We start from the raw sequence: 18,131 nt of genomic DNA on the forward strand, positions 1-18,131 counted from the left end.
GCTCCCAGTATGGGCGCCTCCCGGAGCGCCGAGCCAGGGATCGCCGATCCCCCGCTCGTTAGGCCCCTTGTCCCGCCGAGCGGGGCGGCGCAGCGTGGAAGCATGACCACCGCAGCTCATGCACCGACCGCGCTCGTCACCGGCTCCAGCCGCGGCCTCGGCCGGGCGACCGCCCTCGCCCTCGCCGCGGCCGGCGTCGACGTCATCGTGACCTACCGGACCCAGGAGACCGCAGCCAAGGAGGTGACCGACCAGATCGCCGCGCTCGGCCGGCGCAGCGCGGCGCTGCCGCTCGACACCACCGATCTGGCGTCCTTCCCCGCCTTCGCGGACCGGTTGCGGGAGAACCTTCCTGACGGCACGTTCGACACGCTGGTGAACAACGCAGGGAGCGCCCTGTACAGCCCGTTGGCCTCCACCACCGAGGCCGACTTCGACCGGGTGTTCACCGAGCACGTGAAGGGACCGTTCTTCCTCACCCAGACCCTCCTCCCGCTGCTCGCCGACGGCGGGCGGATCATCAACATCAGCTCCGCGCTGACCCGGGTGTCGTTCCCGTCGTCGGGCCCCTACGCGGCGGCCAAGGCCGCGGTCGAAGCCCTCACCCGCTACGAGGCCCTCGAGTTCGCGAAGCGGGGCATCACCGCCAACGTCGTGGCGGTAGGCGCCGTGCCGACCGATTTCGGCGACGCCCACCTGCGCTCCGACCCCGCCCTGCAACAAACCGTCCTGGCCTCCACCGCGCTTGGTCGGCTGGCGACGCCTGAGGACATCGGCCAGCTCATCGCCGGGCTCACCACGGCCACCGGCACCTGGGTCACCGGGCAGCGGATCGAGGCGACCGGAGGGATGCTGCTCTGAGCCGAGCCGAGCCCCCGCCCGGTGCCGAGCTCGCGCATACCTACGTGTATCCTTGGGAATGCCCGCATCCCAGCCCCGTCCGCAGCCGAACCTCGCCGGCGAGGACGGCGCCCCCCGACTGACGCCGCGCAACGTGAAGGCCGCCGACACCCGCGAGCGGATCGTGCTCGCGGCGGCCGGCGCTTTCGAACGGCGCGGCTACATGGGCGTCAACTTGAAAGAGGTCGTCGAGGACCTCGGGCTGACCAGCGGCGCGCTCTACTACTTCTTCAAGCGCAAAGAAGACCTGGCCAGCGAGATCGTCGAGCGGCACTTCGCTGCGCTGGACGCGCTGGTAGGAGCGCTCCCCGCCGCCGGCGACGACCCTCTCGACGCCGTCGTCGCCCTCACCTACCGCGTCAGTGCGGCCTTCGAGCGCGACGTCGTGGTGCGCGCCGGCGCCCGCCTCTCCGTCGAACGCAACCTGATCAACGCCGACATGCACCCCCCTACGGCGGAGTGGTCGGAGCGGGTCACCAAGCTGGTGCGCGCCGGGCAGCGGCGCGGCACGGTCCGCTCCGACGTGTCGGCCAAGGCCACCGCGGAGGTCATCGTCGCCTACTTCTACGGGGCCAAGGAGCTAGCCCGGATCGGCGACGAGGCCAAGGGCGTCAAGCGCCGCCTCGACGGGTTCTGGGCGCTGATGCGCCCCGCGCTGACCGCCTGAGCTGAGCTGGCCGGGGCCAGCGGAGCGCGGGCCGGCGAGGGCCGCCCTCGGTCACGGCTCGAGGTGCTCGAGGTCCGCGAGGAGGCCGGGATGGGTCGGCTCCCAGCCCAGCGCGGCGCGGGTGTGGGCGCTCGACGCGGGTTGGTCGGCCGCGAAGATCGGGCCGAAGGGACCGAAGGTCTCCGCCGCCACCGCCTCGGCCGGCAGGCCCAGCCGCCGGCCAATGACCGCGGCGATCGCCGCCACCGGGTCGCCCTCGTCGGCCACCGCGTGCCAGCAGCTGCCGGGCGGCGCCTGCTCGAGCGCCAGGCGGAAGACCACCGCCGCGTCGAGGGCGTGCACCGCGGGCCAGCGCTGCGTTCCGTCTCCCGGGTAGCCGGCCACCCCGCTTTGGCGGGCGATGGCGGTGAGCAAACCGGCGAAGCCGCCCTCACCGCGGTTGTGGACGGTGCGGGGCAGGCGAACGGCCGTGCTGCGCACCCCTCGGTCGGCCAGCCCCAGGATCCCCGCCACTGACCGGGAACGGCCGCCGACGGGACCGTCGGTCGGGAGGGGATCGGCTTCGGTCGAGGGCCGGCCCGGCACGGGCGGGGTGCCCGACACCGTGACGAGCGGCCGGTCGGTGCCGACCAGCGCCTCGCCCAGCGCCGCCAGGGCGTCGCTTTCCTCGCCGACCGCCGCCTGCAGCGCCGCTGGGGTGGTGAAGTCGTGGCCGAACGCCAGGTGGATGACGCCGTCTGCTCGGGCCGCGCCCTCCCGCAGGACGTCGAGGTCGCTCAGGCCGCCCCGCAGCACTTCGGCGCCGGCGTGGTGCGCGGCGCGCGCGGAGGCGTCGGAGCGGGCCAACGCCAAGACGGTGTGGCCGTGGCCGAGGAGCTCGGCGACGACGGCAGAGCCGACCAGGCCGGTGCCGCCGGTGACGAAGACGTGCATTGGGTGCCTCCAAACGTTGATGGGACTGTTGTCCTATCACCGTAGCCGACTGATGGGACATGAGTCGCATCACGTAGGATGGAGGCATGCCCCGATGGGAACCCGGTGCCCGGGAGCGGCTCGTGGCCGCCGCCGCCGACCTGTTCACCGAGCAGGGCTACGACGCCACGACGGTGGCCCAGATCGCGGCGCGCGCCGGGACGACCAAAAGCACCTTCTTCCGGTATTTCCCCGACAAGCGGGAGGTGCTGGTGGCGGGGCAGGCGACGCTCAGCCGGCTTTTCGCCGAAGGCATCGCCGACGCGGCGACCGAAGCGACGCCCCTCGAGGCCGTCGCAGCCGGCCTGCGGCGGGCGTCGGACGAGATGGGCCCGCTGAACCGGGCGCCGGGTCCTCGCCTGCAGGCGGCGGTCGCCGCCAACGCCGAGCTCCAAGAGCGCGACGCGCTCAAGCGGGTCGGCCTGGCCGAGGCCATGGCCGCCGCGTTGGTCCGCCGGGGGGTGCCCGACCCGACCGCGCAGCTCGCGGCCGAGCTCGGGGTCCTGGCGTTCAAGCGGGGTTTCGCGGAGTGGAGCCGGCCCGATTCGGACAGCGACGACTTGGCGGGCTGCGCTCTTCGGGCCCTCGCCGAGCTGCGAGCCGCGACGTCGTCGCTCGGCTGAGCGCATCTCCCGGGCCGCCGGTGGGTACGTACGCCTCAGGCTGGCGCTCTCGCCGGCCGCGTATGGGAGGAGACGGCACATGATCGTCATCGGATTGTTGCTTTTGGCCGCTGCTGCGGCTTTCGGCGTGGACGTGGTGGTAACCAACTCGCACCGGGTGGTGTCGCCGAGCGCGTTCGGCCAGAGCCTCGGGGTGCACACCGACTGGTGGGTGTTCGTGATCGGTGCCATCACCGGGGCCGTGGCCTTGCTGGGGCTGGCGCTCATGACCGGCGGGGCCGGGCGGGCCCGGCGCAACCGGCGGATGGCCCGCCGCAACGGTGAGTTGACCGCGGCGCTCGCGGAGCGCGATCGCCTGGCGCAGCACAACCAGGCGCTGGTCGCCGAGCGCGACCGCATGGCAGGCGAGCGGGAGGGCCTGCTGGCGGAGCGGGACCGCCTCGCCGGCCAGGTCGAGGGTCGCCAGGCGGCCACCGCGGAGCGGGGCGGTGACGACATGGTGGACATCACCACCGCGGTGCCGACCACTCCCCGCCCGCTCGACGGCGGCTGGCAGACCGCTGAAGGCGACCGCAGCACCCTCGAGGACCGGCCGATGGCCACCGCGGGACGCAAGCGCCACTTCTGGGAGCGCTAGAAGCCGGCGCTCCCCTGGCCGTGGTCATGGCGTCCCGACGTTCGCCGGGGCGCCATGGCCCGGACTTGGCCGGCCGGGCGAGCGCTCAGGCGTCGATGGCCGCCCGGAGGCGGGCCAGGCGGCCCCGGTCGAGCGAGTACCACACCCACTTCCCCCGGCGGTCGCCGTGGACCAAGCCGGCATCGCCGAGCACCTTCAGGTGGTGGGAGATGGTCGGCTGCGACTTGCCGAGCGGCCCGACGAAGTCGCAGACGCATACCTCGCCGTCGGGCGCGGCGGCCAGCATCGACAGCACCCGGAGCCGAACCGGGTCGGCCAGGGCGCTGAAGCCCCGGGCCAGGTCGCCGGCGTCGGCGGAGCCCAGCGGCGCCCCGAGCACCGAGGGGCAACAGGCGGCGGCTTCGGCCACTTCGATCAGCCCGCTGCGCTTCGCCATCCCACCCTCCTATTGACATCCATCTATGTATCGACGATGATAAACGCATCGACGATCGTGGATGCTACCAGGAGGATCTTTGATGTCCCGTGTCCAGCTCGCCCTCAACGTCGCCGACCTCGACGAGGCCATCGCGTTCTATTCGGCGCTGTTCGCCACCGAACCGGCGAAGGTCCGTCCCGGCTACGCCAACTTCGCGGTCGCCGACCCGCCGCTCAAGCTGGTCCTGATCGAGGACGCCACCCAGACCCCCGGCTCCCTCAACCACCTGGGCGTGGAGGTCGCCTCGAGCGACGAGGTGAGCGCCGCGCACGTCCGCCTGGCCGGCGAGGGCCTGGCCACCGCCCTCGAGGAGCAGACGGCGTGCTGTTACGCCGTGCAGGACAAGGTGTGGGTCGACGGGCCCGGCGGCGAGCCGTGGGAGATCTACACCGTGCTCGGCGACGCCGACCAGCCGGCCGGGGCGCCGCGCGCCGGCGAGCCGTCGGCGTCGGGGTGCTGCGCCACCCGCCCTGACCTGGCGCTCACCCCCGGCCAGTCGACGTCCTCGTGTCGCTGAGCGACGCCGCCGGCCCCGACCGGGAACGCCGGTCATGAGCGACGTGGTCTCCGAGCGGCCGGCTCCGGGCACCGATCCAGACGCCCCCGTCGCCGCCCGGCTGCCGTTCCTTGACCGCTTCTTGCCGGTGTGGATCCTCGCCGCGATGGCGACCGGCACGATCCTCGGGCGGGCCATCCCCAGCCTGAACCGGCACCTAAACGCCTTCCAGGTGACCTCCGGGACGTCCCTGCCGATCTTCATCGGGCTGCTGGTGATGATGTACCCGGTGCTGGCCAAGGTCCGCTACGGCCAGCTCGGCGCGGTGACCAGGGACCGGCGGATGCTGGTCTCGTCGCTGGTGCTCAACTGGCTGGTCGGGCCGGCAGTGATGTTCACGTTGGCGTGGCTGCTCCTGCCCGACCAGGCGACCTACCGCACCGGCTTGATCATCGTCGGCCTGGCCCGTTGCATCGCCATGGTCCTCATCTGGAACGACCTCTCCTGCGGCGACCGGGAGGCCGCCGCGGTGCTCGTCGCCATCAACTCCCTTTTCCAGATCGTGGCTTTCGCGTTCCTCGGGTACTTCTACCTGCAGACCCTGCCCGGATGGCTCGGCCTCTCCACCGTCGGCATCCACCTGTCGGTGTGGCGGATCGCCCAAACGGTGCTGATCTTCCTCGGCGTGCCCCTCGTCGCCGGGTTCCTCACCCGGGCGGTGGGCGAGGCCCGCAAGGGCCGGGAGTGGTACGAGACGGTTCTGCTACCCCGGCTCGGTCCCTTCGCCCTCTACGGGCTGCTCTACACGATCGTCATCCTCTTCGCTCTGCAGGGCCACACCATCACCTCCAAACCGGGCGACGTGGCCCGCATCGCCCTGCCGCTGCTGGCGTACTTCGCGGTGATGTGGTTCGGCGGGTTCGCCCTCGGGCGGGCTTTGGGGTTGCCCTACGAACGCACCGCCACCTTGGCGTTCACCGCGGCCGGCAACAACTTCGAGCTGGCCATCGCGGTGTGCATCGGGGTGTTCGGCGTGACCTCCGGCGAGGCCCTCGCCGGCGTCGTCGGCCCGCTCATCGAGGTGCCGGTCCTCGTCGGGCTGGTCTACGTCGCGCTGTGGGCCCGCCACCGCTACCACCCGGCGTCGGGCCCGACCACTGGAGGACCTCAGTCGTGACCCGCCCGCCCGTCGTGCTCTTCCTCTGCGTCCACAACGCCGGGCGCAGCCTGGCCGCCAAGGTCCTCCTCGACCACTACGCCGCCGGCCGAGTCGAGGTCCGCTCCGCGGGATCCGAGCCCGGCGAGCAGCTGAACCCGTCGGTCGTCGCGGTCCTCCAAGAGCGGGGCCTCGACACCGCGAAAGAGTTCCCCAAGCCGCTCGCCGCGGCCGACGCCGAGGAGGCCGACGTGGTGGTGACCATGGGCTGCGGCGACACCTGCCCGGTGTACCCCGGCAAGCGGTATCTGGACTGGGACCTCACCGACCCGGCCGGGCGGCCGGTCGAGGAGGTGCGTCCCATCGTCGACGACATCGACCGCCGGGTCCGGGCCCTGCTCGCCGAGCTGACCGCCCCCGACGCCGCGTGAGCGCCCCCGCGGGCTAGCCGACGCCCGGGTTCGGGGCGCGCCCGGCCCCGGCGGATGGACGCGAACTGCGCACTTGACTGGTTCCGGAGGGCCCGACGGGTATTCGCTAACCCCCTCCGGCGGACTGCCGATCTTCCTGGAGCACCGAGCCGTCTGGGCCGGACATGACCCTACGAAAGGCAGCCCCGTGGCCATCCTGGTCGTCGACGACAGCAAGGCAATGCGGATGATCGTCCGCCGAGAGCTCCGGAAGGCCGGCTACGACAACGTGGTCGAGGCGGAGAACGGCGCGGCGGCGCTGCAGACCATCACCGGCGGCGGCGTCGAGCTGGTGCTCTCCGACTGGAACATGCCGGAGATGAACGGCATCGAGCTGCTCAACTCCGTCCGCGACGCCGGCAACCGGGTGGCGTTCGGGTTCGTCACCTCCGAGGCGGCGGTGGAGATCCGCCTCCAGGCGTTCGAGGCCGGCGCCAGCTTCGTGATCATCAAGCCGTTCACCTCCGACGACCTGGCCCACCAGATCACCCTGGCGCTCGGCACCGGCGGGCAGGACGACGCCAAGGTCGCCGGCGGCTCCGAGCAGACCGTCGCCGAGGTCCTCGAAGGCCTCCTCGGCCGCAAGGTCCTCACCGGGGACGCCGCGGCGCCCCGCAAGGAGGTGGCGCGCGCGGTGGCCACCTACGACATCGCCGGAGCCGAGCACCACGCCTACTTCGTCGCCGAGATCCCGGTCGCTGCGTCCCTCGCCTGCGCTTTGACCAGGATCCCCGCCGGACGGGCGGAGGAGGCGGCCAAGGCCGGCAGCCTCGCCGAGGGCCTCGACTCCAACTTCTACGAGGTGGCCAACGTCCTGGCCAAGATGGCGTCCTCCGAGCACTGCGTGCTGCGCGCGGTAGAGGTGGTCCCCGGCGGCAAGCAGCTGCCGGGCGGCGACGCCCCCGCCGGCTGGCACATCTCCTTGGACGTCGACGTTGAGGGATACCCCAAGGGGCGCCTCGGCTTCGTGACGATCTGAGCCGGGGCCAGGGCGAGGGGTGGTTGGGGTGACAGACAGCGAACCGATCCGGGTGATGCTCGTCGACGACTCGGCGGTCGTGCGCCGCCTCGTCGCCGGCATCCTCCGCGAGCAGCCAGACATCAACGTGGTCGGCATCGCCGTCAACGGCCAAGAAGCCCTCGACCAGATCGACATGCACCGTCCCCACGTGGTGGTCCTCGACGTGGAGATGCCGGTCCTCGACGGGCTGGCCACGCTGCGCAAGCTCCGGCCCCGCTGGCCGAAGCTGCCGGTGATCATGTTCAGCACCCTGACCCAGCGCAGCGCCGAGGCGACCCTCGACGCGCTGACCCACGGCGCCAACGACTACGTCACCAAGCCGTCCAACAGCTCCCGCGAGGAGTCGATGGCGGCGGTGCGCGACGGGCTGGTGCCGCTGGTGCGGGCCTGGGGCGCGATCGGCCGCCGCCGCAGCGCCGAGCCGCCCGCCGCGGTCCCCGTCGCCGGGGCTCAGCGCTCGGCGCGCGCCGCCGCCCCCGCCGCCCCGACCCGCGTCGCCCTCCGCCCGGCGCCGCAGTACCGCCGCAACGTCGGGGCGATCACCATCGGCTCGTCGACCGGCGGCCCCAACGCGTTGGCGGAGCTCATCCCGAGCCTGCCCGCCAACCTCCAGGTCCCGGTGCTCGTCGTGCAGCACATGCCCGAGATGTTCACCCGGCTCCTCGCCGGGCGCCTCGACGCCGCCAGCCCCCTCCGGGTGGTCGAGGCCGAAGACGGGGCGGTCGTCGAGGCCGGGCACGTGTACGTCGCCAAGGGCGGCGTCCACATGGCGGTGCACCGGGTGGCAGGCAAGGTGCAGCTCTCCCTGATCGACTCGCCGCCCGAGAACTCCTGCCGGCCGGCCGTCGACGTGCTGTTCCGGACCGCGGTCCAGGTGTGGCGCAGCGGCCTGCTCGCGGTGGTGCTGACCGGGATGGGCGAGGACGGGCTCAACGGGGCGCGGGAGATCGTCGCGGCCGGCGGCGAGGTGCTCACCCAAGACGAAGTGACCTCGGTGGTCTGGGGGATGCCGGGCGCGGTGGCCAGAAACGGGCTGTCCGCGGCCAACCTCCCCCTCTCGGGGCTGCCCAACGCCATCCTCGGCCGGCTGCGAAGCCCGTCTCCGGTGGGGGCGCGGCGGTGAAGGCGGAGGCGACGGCGAGCGAGCAGACCCGGACGGTCCGGTCGTTGGCCGAGGGCGGAAACGATTACCAGAGAACACCGCGCAGCCCACGGGCTGGCGGCCGACCCCACTCTCCCCAGGCACCGACCGGTCCCCGGGGCGACTCTGCAGGAGAGGACGAATGACCACCCCCACACTCACCGGCGACATGATCGCCGAGCTGACCCAGGACATCTGGAGCGCGCTGCTCAACGACGAGGGCGGCCTTCGCACCGGAGGCATCGGCGGCAACGACGTGGCTGCCACCGTGGAGATCAGCGGCGAATGGAACGGCACCGCGTGCCTGTCGTGCTCCGAGCCGGCCAGCCGCCACGCGGCCGCCGCCATGTTCGGGATGGAGGTCGACGAGCTCTCCGGCAGCGACGTGCGAGACGCGGTCGGAGAGCTGGTCAACGTGGTCGGCGGCAACATCAAGGCTCTGCTGCCGGGGCCGACCGAGCTGTCGCTGCCCTCCGTGCACGACGAGGGTGACTACACGCCGCCCGGCCACCTGGAGCTGACCTGCGAGGTCAAGTTCACGTGGATGGACGAGCCGGTGGTCATCACCCTCTGGAACGCCGGCTGACTCGCGGTCGGCGACGCCTCGCATTTGACCCTTGACAGGTCTCTGCGAGAGGCGTCTAATCGATCAAAGAGGCCGTAACGGCCACCGTTACCGAAGCAGGGAAAGGAGGGCACCGTGGAAGCACGGAGTTCGTCCGAGGAGGACGGTCCACCCCGCTGAGAGCGGGCCCGTGGCCAGCCGCCGGCAGGCGGCGCGGTGGCTCCGGGTCCTTCAGGGGATGTTGGTTCATCGGCCCTCGACCAGACCGGCCACATGCTCGGGCAACGGATCAGTGATCCTGCCGAGCCGTAGAGGCGGTTCCACTCCAGAGAGTGGTCCGATGGGACAGCATCCAGCAGCAGCGGCGCAGGGCTTTCGGTCCTGCGCCGTTGCCGCGCCCCCGCATCGGTTAACGGCATGGGACAATCGAGCCGTGCCCGCCGCGACCCCGCCTTCCGCCTCGGGCCCTTCGCCAGCGGAGGGCCGGTCCCACAACCGGAAGTGGATGCTGGCGATCGGGATGACCCCGCTCCTGGTCGGCGCCGTCGCGGCTGTCGTGTACCTGATCGGCCCGAGCGAGCCGTCGGTGGCGATCACCCCGCCCGCCGGCTACCAGGCCATCACCGACGCCTACTGGGGCTACGCCATCCCGGCCGGCTGGACCCAAGACAGCGCCTACACCGACAGCAACGGGGACTTCTTCTACAGGGGGACCGGCGGCTGGGCCGCGGAGACCCTGCGCATCCGCGCCGAGGCACCGACCCTGGACGAGGCCCCGCCGAGCACCCTGGCGTCGTTCGGTCAGCTCCGCCCCAGCCCCTACCAGCTGATCGGCGGGGCCCGGGCCACCGTCCCGGGGGCCGACGCGGCGTGGTCCTACACGCTGGTGCGGGGGTCAACCACCGCCCGGGTGCTCGACGCGTGGGTCCGCTCCTCGAAGACCGAGATCTGGCTGGTGGTCCAGGCCGACCCACAGGTGAGCGCCACCGTCGTCTCCTCCCTCCGGGCCTGAGCGGGGGCGTCGGCGCTGCTCAAAGCGGCCTGAACGCCCGCCACTCCAGCCGGCACCACCCGAAGCGCCCGCAGCTCGGGCAGCGCATGTACCGGCTGTAGCGGCTGGCCGGCCGCCAAAGCGACGGGACCAGCTGGCGGGTGAGGTGGACCACCCCTACCGGGGTCCGCCGCCCGCAGCGCCGGCACTCCACCACCACCGAGCGAGGTCCGATCGCCGGCTCGCTGAACAGCGCCCGCCGTCCGGTCGGGGGAGGGTCGAGGGGCGCCTCGCCGGCGGAGCCGCCCGGCGGGCTGAACAGGGCCCGGGTGCCGAGCGGGTCGGCGCCGCGCCCGGCGCCGGCGCTCGGGGGGAGGTCGGCCATCACTGCTCCATCAGGGCGGCGGCCAGCTCCCGGTACGCCTCCGCGCTCGGCGAGCGGGGGGCGTGGCGCAGCACCGAGCAGCCCCGCCCCGGCGCCTCCGCGACCCGCACCGACTTGGGGACCGGCGGCTGCAAGACCGCCAGGCCGTAGGCCGCGCCGACGCCCGCCAGGGTCTCTTGGGCCAGCCTGGTGCGCGGGTCGTACATCGTGGCGATCACGCCGAGCACCGCCAGCTTCGGATTGGTGAAGGATCGGACGTCGCCGATCGTCTCCAGCAGCTGCCCGACGCCGCGGTGGCTGAGGGTCTCGCACTGCAGCGGGATGACGACGCTTCGGGCCGCGGTGAGACCGTTGATGGTGAGGATCCCGAGCGACGGCGGGCAGTCGATGAGCACCGTGTCGTAGGCGCCGAGCAGCGGTTCGAGCGCCCGCTGCAGGGCGTACTCCCGGCCCGGCCTGGTCAGGAGGTGGACCTCGGCGCCGGCCAGGTCGATCGACGCCGGCAAAAGGTCGAGGTCGTCGAGCTTCACCAGCACGTCGGCGGCCGGGGTGCGCCCGACCAGCACGTCGTGGAGCGACGCCTCAAGGGCATCGGGGTCGGTCCCCGTCGAGTAGGTGAGGCACGCCTGCGGGTCGAGGTCGACGAGCAGCACCCGCTGCCCCCGGTCGGCGAGCGCCGCGCCCAGGGAGTGGACGGTGGTCGTCTTCGCCACCCCGCCCTTCTGGTTGGCCACCGCGACAACGCCGGTCATCGCGGCCAGCCTAACGACCCTCGGCCGGTCCCACTTCCGGCGCGTGTCCCCGTCGGGCTACTGGTGGGCGATGGCGTAGATCCCCATGCCGTTGTAGACGTCGGAGTCGGTCGGCAGGAACGGCCCGTTGATCGTCACGTTGTACTGGCCGTAGGCGCCGGGCCCGGAGTCGCCTTCGATGGTGACGACCGCCCCGTCGGGCCACACCTGGGCGACGATGCCCATGTGCACCGACGTGTCGGCGTTTTGCGGGCCCGTGCCGTAGAGCACCGCGTCCCCCGGCACGGCCTTGGTCGCGGCGTCGTACACGTAGGTGTTGGCCACCGCCCAGTCCCACACCGCTCCGGTGAACGCCTCGCGGGGGATGGGCACCCCGCCGGCCTCCCACGCCCAGGTCGCGAACAGCGCGCACCACGCCTCGCACGGCCCGTACGGGTTGCAAAACAGCCCTTCGCTCTGGTCCGGGTTGCCCTCGATCTGGCTGGCGGCGGCGGCCACGATGGCCCCGCCGCCGCCCGGATGGCTGAACGCGGTCGGGAACGCGTCGGGTTCGAGCAGGTAGTAGCCCTTCCCCCCGGCGCTGGCCGCGATGCCGGCGATCGGCTGGGTGGGCGTGGCCGCGGTGTTGTCGCCGTAGCTGACCGCGTCACCGAAGGGGTAGATGCTGCCGTCGCTGCCCGCCAGCAGGTAGCCCTTGCCGTCGGTGGTCGGGATCATGCCGGCGACGGAGGCGGGAAGCGACCGGTCGCCGGCCGAACCGTAGAAGCCGGCGTCGCCGAAATCGAAGATCCCGCCGTCGGCGGCGACCAGCCAGTAGCCGCCCCCGTCGGGGGTGGCCGCCATCCCGACGATCGGCGAGTTGAGGTGCACGTTGCCGGTGGAGCCGAAGAACTTGGCGTCGCCGAAATCGAAGATCCCGCCGTCGGACGCCACCAGCCAGTAGCCCTTCCCGTCGGGGGTGGGGGTCATCCCGACGATCGGCTGGTTGAGCGCGACGTTCCCCGTCGACCCGTAAAACCCGGCGTCGCCGTCTTGGAAGACTCCGCCGTCGATGGCGACGCTCCAGTAGCCGTGACCGCTCGGGGTGGCGGCGATGCCGACCACCGGGGCGTTGATGTTGACGTTGCCCGCCGACCCGTAGAAGCCGGCGTCGCCGTAGTTGAAGATGCCTCCGTCGGCGGCGACCAGCCAGTAGCCGTTGCCGGTGGGCGTGGCGGCCATCCCGACGACGGGCGCCGACAGCCCGGCGACGTCGGTCGGCGACCCGTCGAACTGGGCGTCACCGAAGGGGATGACCCCCCTGTCGGCGTACGCCGAGGCCCGCACGCCGCTGCCGGCGGGCCGGGACCGGGGGGCGCCGGCGGGGTGCTGGACCGCCCCGGCTCGTGGGGGTAAGGCGACCGCAACCGCCGGGACGGCCAGCGAGCCGATCGCTGCCATCGCGGCCGCCGCCGCCATGCGCGCGTGAATCCGCATGGACCCAAAGGGTATCCCCGCCGGCGGCGGCCGGCGCCCGCGGAGCCCGACGGCCCCGGAACGAGAAGACCGCCGGCGGCAGGGCCGGTCAGGCGAGCGGGCGGGTGGCCGCCAACAGGTCGGGGGCGGCCACCGGGTCGGTCCGGACGTCCGCCCCGGTGTAGGGGGCGTCGATCATGTGGGTGGCGTCGACGGCGATGCCGACGTGGTGGATCGTCGCCGACGACGTCCCGTAGAACACCAGGTCGCCGGGCTCCAGCCCGGTGAGGGGCACCCGGGCCGCGGCGGTGGCGGCGTACTGGGCGGCGGCGTCGTGGGTCAGGCGGACCCCGGCCTCGGCGTAGGCCGCCTCGACCAGCCCGGAGCAGTCCCACGACCACGGCCCGGCGCCGCCCCACTGGTAGGGCCGCCCGATCTGGGACCGGGCGAAGGTCAGCACCGCGGCGACGCCCCCCGCCGCGCGGCCCGGCCCCTGACCCTGCCCCTGCTGTTGGGGGAGCGCCGCGGCGGAGCGGGATTGGCGGTAGCCGGCCGCCAGGGCCAGGACCTGCGCGACGTAGCGAGGGTCGTGGTTGTAGGCGAACACCGCTCCGCTCGGGTCGGTGGCGCCGCCGTTGGCCGCCAGCATCCTGGCGGTGGACGCCACCGCGTCGGCCGGGTCCCACGGGTCGGCGATCCCGTCCCCGTCGCCGTCGGTGGCGTACCCCTGGCCGTCGGCGGCGGGAGGGCCGGGCTGGATGATCGCGCCGAGTGGCAGTCCCCGCCGCCACGTCCCGGGGAGGAACTGGCCCGGGCCCTCGGCGCCGGCGCTGTTGCGGGTACCGGGGGGGCACCCGGCGAGCTGGCTCTGGCCGAAGTCGCACTCGACCCGGTAGATCCCGGCCAGCACGTCCCACCCGACGCCGTAGGCCGCCGCGGCCCGGTCGAAGGCGGCCAGGTAGACGGGAGGGATGTCCGACACCGCCGCTGCGCCCGCCGCTGCGGCCGGGGGCGCTTCGGTGGCGGGCTGCCCCGAGGCGGCCAGCGGGAGCACCGCCACGAGCATGGCGGCCGCCGCCGCGCCCGCGGCCGCCATGCCGCCGGTGGCGGCCAGCCCCCCAGCGAAGACCCGCGCGGCGCGAGTCACTGCTGCACGTGGGCTATCACCCACCCCGACGGTGACGGGACCGCCAGGACCTCCATCGCCCACCGGGCCGAGACCGGGGCCGCGCCCCGGGAGCTGACGGTCACCGGGGCGGTCACCGCCAGGCCGATCCCGGTCCCGGAGCGGTCGGCGACGCTGACCGCGGGGGCGCCGACCGCGACCCTCCGCTGCTCGGCGGTGGCCGCCTGGTCCAGGACCGGGCTGCCGGGTCCCGACGCCAGGGAAGCCGCCAGCGGCGGGGTCACCAGCGGGCGCAGGACGCCAGCGGTGCGGCCGGGGGGATCGCGCCAGTCGTAGCTCCACCACGCCACCGCGAAGCGAGCGGCGGTCGCCTCTGCGCCCGCCACCGCCCCGGGCGCCGCCGACCCGCCGGGCGCCGACCCGGCCGGCGACCACCGGGCCCGGGTAGCCGGGCCTGCGGCCGGGGCTCGGCCCGCGCCGGGGTCACCGCGGTGGATCCACACCACCCCCGCCGCCACCGCCGCCAGACCCACCAGCCACCAACGCCGCCTCCGCCGACGCCGGCTCGCCCGGCACCCCCACCGATCCAAACCCCTATAAGCATTTTTCATAGTGTTTCATTCTATCTCGTGTCGAGGGATGGTGGGGGTTGCGGCCCGGTACGCTGCCCGGTTGCCATCTCCACCCAGGCGGCCTTCGGTGTCCCACCAGCCCCCGTCACCCAGCCAGGAAGGCCCGATGCAGGACTGGATCGCCGACTACCACGTGGTACGGCCCCTCGACGATCCGGCCCGCCCCGGCTCGCGGTTCGTCGCGCTGGCCCCGCCCCGCCTCGACCTCGACGGCCGCCCCGTCGTGATCGAGGTCGGTCCCGGCGAGCCGGCGGACCTGCTCCCCGACCTGAGCCGCTGGGCCGCGGCGGCGGCGCGCGCCGCCGCGGGCGACCCGGGCCGCTCGGCGCTGGCGGTGCCCCTAGAGGTGGGTCCGTTGGACGCGGCCGCCGGCGGCCCCGGACCGGGCGGCACCGACGCGCAGATGTGGCTGTCGCGGCTGGCCGACGTCGAGGACCGGCCCGGAGCCGACCCGGTGGTCATCGTGGCCGGCGCGGCCCGGGGCCTGGCCACCCTGCACGAAGCTGGCGGGGTGCACGGCGCGATCTCCGCTGGGCGGATGCTGACCACCCCCGACGGCGGGGTCCTCGACCTTCCGCCGCTCACCGGTCCTGCCACTCCTGGGCTGGTCGCCCGGGTGTCGGAACCCGGTCAGCTCGACGGTCTGGCCCCCGAAGTGGCCCGGGGTGAGCCGCCGAGCGCCGCGTCGGACGTGTGGGCGCTCGGGGCGTGCCTTCACACCGCGGTCACCGGGCGGAGGGTCCACCCCGACCTGGACCGGGCTGTGCTGCTCAACGCGCTGCAGCGGGTGGTGTTCGAGCCGGCCCGGATCGACGCCGGCGATCTCACCGAGATCCTGTCGGCCTGCTGCCAGGCCGACCCTTCGCAGCGTCCCTCCGCGGCGGCGGTGGCCGCCGGTTTGGCGGGGCTGCGATGACCGGGCGGGTGGAGGTCATGTCCGGGCCCGGCGTGGTCATGCGCTACGGCCGGCTGTGCGTGTGGGCCGGCGCCCGCAGCTCCGACGCCCTGCTGCAGTTCCTCGGTCAGTCGGCGCGCAACCTGGGGCCCTCGGCGCGGGGCGGGGCGCTGCTCGCCGAGCACGTCGCGGGGGTGCTCGAGCGCGGCGACCCCGAACCCGACGCCGCGTTCGTCACCCTCGGGCCTGACGGCGCCGGCGGTTACGTCGCTTTGCTCCACGGGCCGGTCCGGGCGTGGACCGGCGTGCAGTGGGTTGAGCCCCCGGTGTCGCCGGGCTGGCAGCGGGTCGCGTTCGCGCCGGCGCCGGTCGTTCTGGCCGGCTCCGCCAGCAGCCAGCCCGCGCCGGGCGGCTCCCACCCGGCGCTGGACCTCGAGACCGGCACGGTGCCCGGCGGAGGCTTCGCGCTCATCGACGCCGACCCCTCCGCCCCCTCCCCCGCCGGCGACGACACCGCGGGCCCCGCCCCGGTATCGGCTCCGACGCCGACGGGTGCCACCCCGGCGGTGGTCGCCGCGGCGGCTGCCGCGGCCAGCGACGCCGCGAACACGGCCTCCCCGGTCGGGTCGGTGGATCCGGGCGGCCCGGGCGGCGAGGACATCGTGGCGGTGGCGTTCGCTGCGCCGGACCGCCCCGACCCCGGCCCCCGAGGCCACTGGGGCGGCCCGGGCGGGCGGGCCCCTGAGCCCGACGACGCCCGCGACACGCCGACCGCGGTTCTGTCCGTTCCGGGCGCGCCGAGCGACGCGGCCACCGCCATGACCGTCGCGCTGCCCCACCCCGTCGCGGCGCCCGCCGCCGCGCCGACACCGGGGGACCCGGCCCCGACAGGGCCGGGCCCGGCCCCGGCGCGGCCCCGCCCGCACGGCGCCATCGGCCTGCTCCCCCCGCCCGGCGGCCTGGTGCCAGGACCGCCGGTAGGCCCGGTTGGGTCGGTGCCGGTGGTGCGCGGCGTGCGCTGCGCCAGGGGCCACTTCAACCACCCGGAGGTGACGGTGTGCGTCTGCTGCGGTGAGGCGGTCGGCGCCGCGGTCGGCGCCGCTCCGGCGGTGGTCAGCGGTCCCCGGCCGTCGCTCGGGGTCCTCGTCGTGGACGACGGGTCGATCTACGCGCTGGACCGGCCCTACCTCCTGGGGAGCCGGGTCTCCGACGACCCGGCGGTCACCGGCGGCAGCGCCCGGGCGTTGATGCTGCGCGGGGAGCGGGTCGCGGCGGTCCACGCCGAGATCCGCCTGAGCGACTGGACCCTCTCGGTGCTCGACCGGGCGTCGAGCGGATCGACCCACGTGTTGCTCCCCGGAGCGGATGGCTGGAGCGCGCTGGCCCCGTTCCAGCCGACGGTCCTGCCTCCCGGCGCGCACATCGCGGTCGGTTCCCGGGTCCTGACCTTCGTCAGCCCCTGGCCCGGCTGAACCCGTGCCGGCCGGGCGCTAGTGGATCAGCGACTCGTACTGGGGGCAAAACGACGCCACCGCGGCGGTGATCACCGCCCCCAAGTCGGCGGTCGGCACCGGGTGGCTGCCCTGGATGAGCACCAGGCGGTCGGCCAGCTGCTGGTAGGACACCCCGCTGCGGAAGCCGTCGCAGGCGGCGTGCCCGAGACGGATCAGCGACACGTCGCTGCGGTAGGAGCCGATGTCGGGGGCGTTGCCGTGGACCGCAGCCAAAAACGCCGAGTCTTGCTGGGTCGCCGCCGCGCTCGTAGACGAGCCGCACCCGAGCGCGACCACCGCCAGCAGGGCGACACCGACCGACGACAACAGCCTCCGGTTGCGCACCTCGAAACCCACCCTCTGTGTCCTCCCGGCTCGCTCGCGCCGCAGCCCGCGGATCATAGGCCCGGCGGCCGGTCCGCTACGCGCTGGCCGGGGTCGACCCGGCGGTCACCTCCGCCACCCAGTCGTCGATCAGGCGCCGGGCGATGCTCAACCGGGGCGGCACCGGCGGCAGGTCATCGGCCCGCCACCAGTGAGCTTCGAGGATCTCCTTGCCGTCGGGGGCCAGCTCACCCGACTCCCACTCGGCGCTAAACCCGATCATCACCGAGTGCGGGAACGGCCACGGCTGGCTGGCCACGTAGCGCGGCTCCCGGAGCTTGATGCCGACCTCCTCGAACACCTCGCGGTGGACCGCCTCCTCGAGCGTCTCGCCGGGCTCGACGAACCCGGCCAGAGCCGAGAACATCCGGCCCCGGAACCGGTTTCCTTGCGCCAGCAGGGCCTCCTCCCCCCGCCGGACGAGGACGATGATCGCCGGCGCCAGGCGCGGGTAGTTCGACAGCCCGCACGCCGGGCAGCGCAGCGCCCGCTCGCCCTCGGCCCGCTCCGTCGGGGTGGCGCACCGCCCGCAGAACCGGTGGGTGCGCACCCACTCCACCAGTTGCACCGCCCGCCCTGCGAGGGTCCACTCCTCCTGCGGCCACTGCCCGCCGAGGGACCGCAGCTCCTGCCACCAAAGCTCGCCCGGCGCCTCCGTGGAGCGCTCCACCCCGGCGGCCCAGCACGGCTGGCCGTCCAACGCGCCGAGGTACACCGGATCGGCGTCGGGCACCAGCCCGAGGCTGGCCGGGTCCGCGTCGGGCAGGCCGCCCTCGGGGGTCGTCAGAAGCTCGCCGTGACGCACCACGTACCAGCGCGACGGTCCGTCGGCCCCGGGGGGCGGGGCGACGTCAGGGACGAAGGTAGGCATCCCCTGTCACTACCACGCCCG

General features: G+C 74.0%; 22 protein-coding genes. 13 read left to right on the forward strand and 9 right to left on the reverse strand.

Annotation, left to right across the window (positions count from 1 at the left end):
- Positions 1 to 102 precede the first annotated feature (102 nt).
- Positions 103 to 861 carry an SDR family NAD(P)-dependent oxidoreductase gene (locus K6U06_RS14860; protein WP_262322727.1) on the forward strand — a complete coding sequence of 253 codons (759 nt, stop codon included), beginning with the start codon at positions 103 to 105 and terminating at the stop codon, positions 859 to 861.
- 58 nt (positions 862 to 919) lie between these two features.
- The gene (locus tag K6U06_RS14865; RefSeq protein WP_262322728.1) at positions 920 to 1,567 is read left to right on the forward strand and encodes a ScbR family autoregulator-binding transcription factor; all 648 of its coding nucleotides are present in this window, start codon (positions 920 to 922) and stop codon (positions 1,565 to 1,567) included.
- 51 nt (positions 1,568 to 1,618) lie between these two features.
- Here the strand turns inward: K6U06_RS14865 and K6U06_RS14870 are convergent, their stop codons facing one another.
- Entirely contained in the window at positions 1,619 to 2,500 is an 882-nt protein-coding gene (locus tag K6U06_RS14870; RefSeq protein ID WP_262322729.1) for an SDR family oxidoreductase, read from the reverse strand.
- Positions 2,501 to 2,586: 86 nt separating this feature from the next.
- On the opposite strand from K6U06_RS14870, the gene K6U06_RS14875 reads away from it, so the two are divergent.
- Together K6U06_RS14875 and K6U06_RS14880 are read left to right on the forward strand one after the other, a co-directional pair.
- A complete protein-coding gene (locus tag K6U06_RS14875; protein ID WP_262322730.1) occupies positions 2,587 to 3,162 on the forward strand; it encodes a TetR/AcrR family transcriptional regulator in 576 nt (191 codons plus the stop codon).
- Between the two features lie 79 nt (positions 3,163 to 3,241).
- Positions 3,242 to 3,799, forward strand: a complete 558-nt coding sequence (locus K6U06_RS14880) for a hypothetical protein (protein ID WP_262322731.1) — start codon at positions 3,242 to 3,244, stop codon at positions 3,797 to 3,799.
- A gap of 85 nt (positions 3,800 to 3,884) precedes the next feature.
- On the opposite strand, the gene K6U06_RS14885 is transcribed toward K6U06_RS14880, so the two are convergent.
- Entirely contained in the window at positions 3,885 to 4,235 is a 351-nt protein-coding gene (locus tag K6U06_RS14885) for an ArsR/SmtB family transcription factor (protein ID WP_262322732.1), read from the reverse strand.
- Positions 4,236 to 4,317: 82 nt separating this feature from the next.
- On the opposite strand from K6U06_RS14885, the gene K6U06_RS14890 reads away from it, so the two are divergent.
- The 7 genes from K6U06_RS14890 (at position 4,318) to K6U06_RS14920 (ending at position 10,138) form a co-directional block, all read left to right on the forward strand.
- Positions 4,318 to 4,794 carry an ArsI/CadI family heavy metal resistance metalloenzyme gene (locus K6U06_RS14890; protein ID WP_262322733.1) on the forward strand — a complete coding sequence of 159 codons (477 nt, stop codon included), beginning with the start codon at positions 4,318 to 4,320 and terminating at the stop codon, positions 4,792 to 4,794.
- 34 nt (positions 4,795 to 4,828) lie between these two features.
- Complete coding sequence (arsB, locus tag K6U06_RS14895) at positions 4,829 to 5,950, forward strand: ACR3 family arsenite efflux transporter (RefSeq protein ID WP_262322734.1); 1,122 nt, start codon at positions 4,829 to 4,831, stop codon at positions 5,948 to 5,950.
- The gene (locus K6U06_RS14900) at positions 5,947 to 6,360 is read left to right on the forward strand and encodes a hypothetical protein (RefSeq protein ID WP_262322735.1); all 414 of its coding nucleotides are present in this window, start codon (positions 5,947 to 5,949) and stop codon (positions 6,358 to 6,360) included. The genes arsB and K6U06_RS14900 overlap by 4 nt, the downstream gene beginning before the upstream one ends.
- Positions 6,361 to 6,547: 187 nt before the next feature.
- A complete protein-coding gene (locus K6U06_RS14905) occupies positions 6,548 to 7,378 on the forward strand; it encodes a response regulator (RefSeq protein WP_262322736.1) in 831 nt (276 codons plus the stop codon).
- A 28-nt stretch (positions 7,379 to 7,406) separates the two neighbouring features.
- Positions 7,407 to 8,543: a chemotaxis response regulator protein-glutamate methylesterase gene (locus K6U06_RS14910; RefSeq protein ID WP_262322737.1), complete on the forward strand. Its 1,137-nt coding sequence runs from the start codon at positions 7,407 to 7,409 to the stop codon at positions 8,541 to 8,543.
- Positions 8,544 to 8,703: 160 nt separating this feature from the next.
- On the forward strand, positions 8,704 to 9,147 hold the full coding sequence (locus K6U06_RS14915) for a chemotaxis protein CheX (protein WP_262322738.1): 444 nt from the start codon (positions 8,704 to 8,706) through the stop codon (positions 9,145 to 9,147).
- 412 nt (positions 9,148 to 9,559) lie between these two features.
- On the forward strand, positions 9,560 to 10,138 hold the full coding sequence (locus K6U06_RS14920) for a hypothetical protein (RefSeq protein WP_262322739.1): 579 nt from the start codon (positions 9,560 to 9,562) through the stop codon (positions 10,136 to 10,138).
- 19 nt (positions 10,139 to 10,157) lie between these two features.
- On the opposite strand, the gene K6U06_RS14925 is transcribed toward K6U06_RS14920, so the two are convergent.
- From K6U06_RS14925 to K6U06_RS14945, 5 genes are all read right to left on the reverse strand, one after another.
- A complete protein-coding gene (locus tag K6U06_RS14925) occupies positions 10,158 to 10,502 on the reverse strand; it encodes a hypothetical protein (protein ID WP_262322740.1) in 345 nt (114 codons plus the stop codon).
- Positions 10,502 to 11,254, reverse strand: a complete 753-nt coding sequence (locus K6U06_RS14930; RefSeq protein WP_262322741.1) for a ParA family protein — start codon at positions 11,252 to 11,254, stop codon at positions 10,502 to 10,504. The genes K6U06_RS14925 and K6U06_RS14930 overlap by 1 nt, the downstream gene beginning before the upstream one ends.
- Positions 11,255 to 11,311: 57 nt before the next feature.
- On the reverse strand, positions 11,312 to 12,730 hold the full coding sequence (locus K6U06_RS14935; RefSeq protein ID WP_262322742.1) for a DUF4988 domain-containing protein: 1,419 nt from the start codon (positions 12,728 to 12,730) through the stop codon (positions 11,312 to 11,314).
- 88 nt (positions 12,731 to 12,818) lie between these two features.
- Entirely contained in the window at positions 12,819 to 13,856 is a 1,038-nt protein-coding gene (locus K6U06_RS14940) for a C40 family peptidase (protein WP_262322743.1), read from the reverse strand.
- On the reverse strand, positions 13,853 to 14,368 hold the full coding sequence (locus tag K6U06_RS14945) for a hypothetical protein (RefSeq protein ID WP_262322744.1): 516 nt from the start codon (positions 14,366 to 14,368) through the stop codon (positions 13,853 to 13,855). The genes K6U06_RS14940 and K6U06_RS14945 overlap by 4 nt, the downstream gene beginning before the upstream one ends.
- Positions 14,369 to 14,573: 205 nt before the next feature.
- Between K6U06_RS14945 and K6U06_RS14950 the strand changes: the two genes are divergently transcribed.
- Both K6U06_RS14950 and K6U06_RS14955 read left to right on the forward strand, forming a co-directional pair.
- The gene (locus K6U06_RS14950; RefSeq protein WP_262322745.1) at positions 14,574 to 15,383 is read left to right on the forward strand and encodes a protein kinase; all 810 of its coding nucleotides are present in this window, start codon (positions 14,574 to 14,576) and stop codon (positions 15,381 to 15,383) included.
- Positions 15,380 to 16,834, forward strand: coding sequence for a hypothetical protein (locus tag K6U06_RS14955; protein WP_262322746.1), 1,455 nt, complete (start codon positions 15,380 to 15,382; stop codon positions 16,832 to 16,834). Before K6U06_RS14950 ends, K6U06_RS14955 begins: the two co-directional genes overlap by 4 nt.
- An 18-nt stretch (positions 16,835 to 16,852) precedes the next feature.
- On the opposite strand, the gene K6U06_RS14960 is transcribed toward K6U06_RS14955, so the two are convergent.
- Both K6U06_RS14960 and nudC read right to left on the reverse strand, forming a co-directional pair.
- Positions 16,853 to 17,212: a DUF732 domain-containing protein gene (locus tag K6U06_RS14960; RefSeq protein ID WP_262322747.1), complete on the reverse strand. Its 360-nt coding sequence runs from the start codon at positions 17,210 to 17,212 to the stop codon at positions 16,853 to 16,855.
- 64 nt (positions 17,213 to 17,276) lie between these two features.
- On the reverse strand, positions 17,277 to 18,110 hold the full coding sequence (nudC, locus tag K6U06_RS14965; RefSeq protein WP_262322748.1) for an NAD(+) diphosphatase: 834 nt from the start codon (positions 18,108 to 18,110) through the stop codon (positions 17,277 to 17,279).
- Positions 18,111 to 18,131: the final 21 nt, after the last annotated feature.

The organism is Acidiferrimicrobium sp. IK (genome assembly GCF_025499425.1).
In the GTDB taxonomy this organism is placed as follows: Bacteria; Actinomycetota; Acidimicrobiia; order Acidimicrobiales; family Palsa-688; genus Acidiferrimicrobium.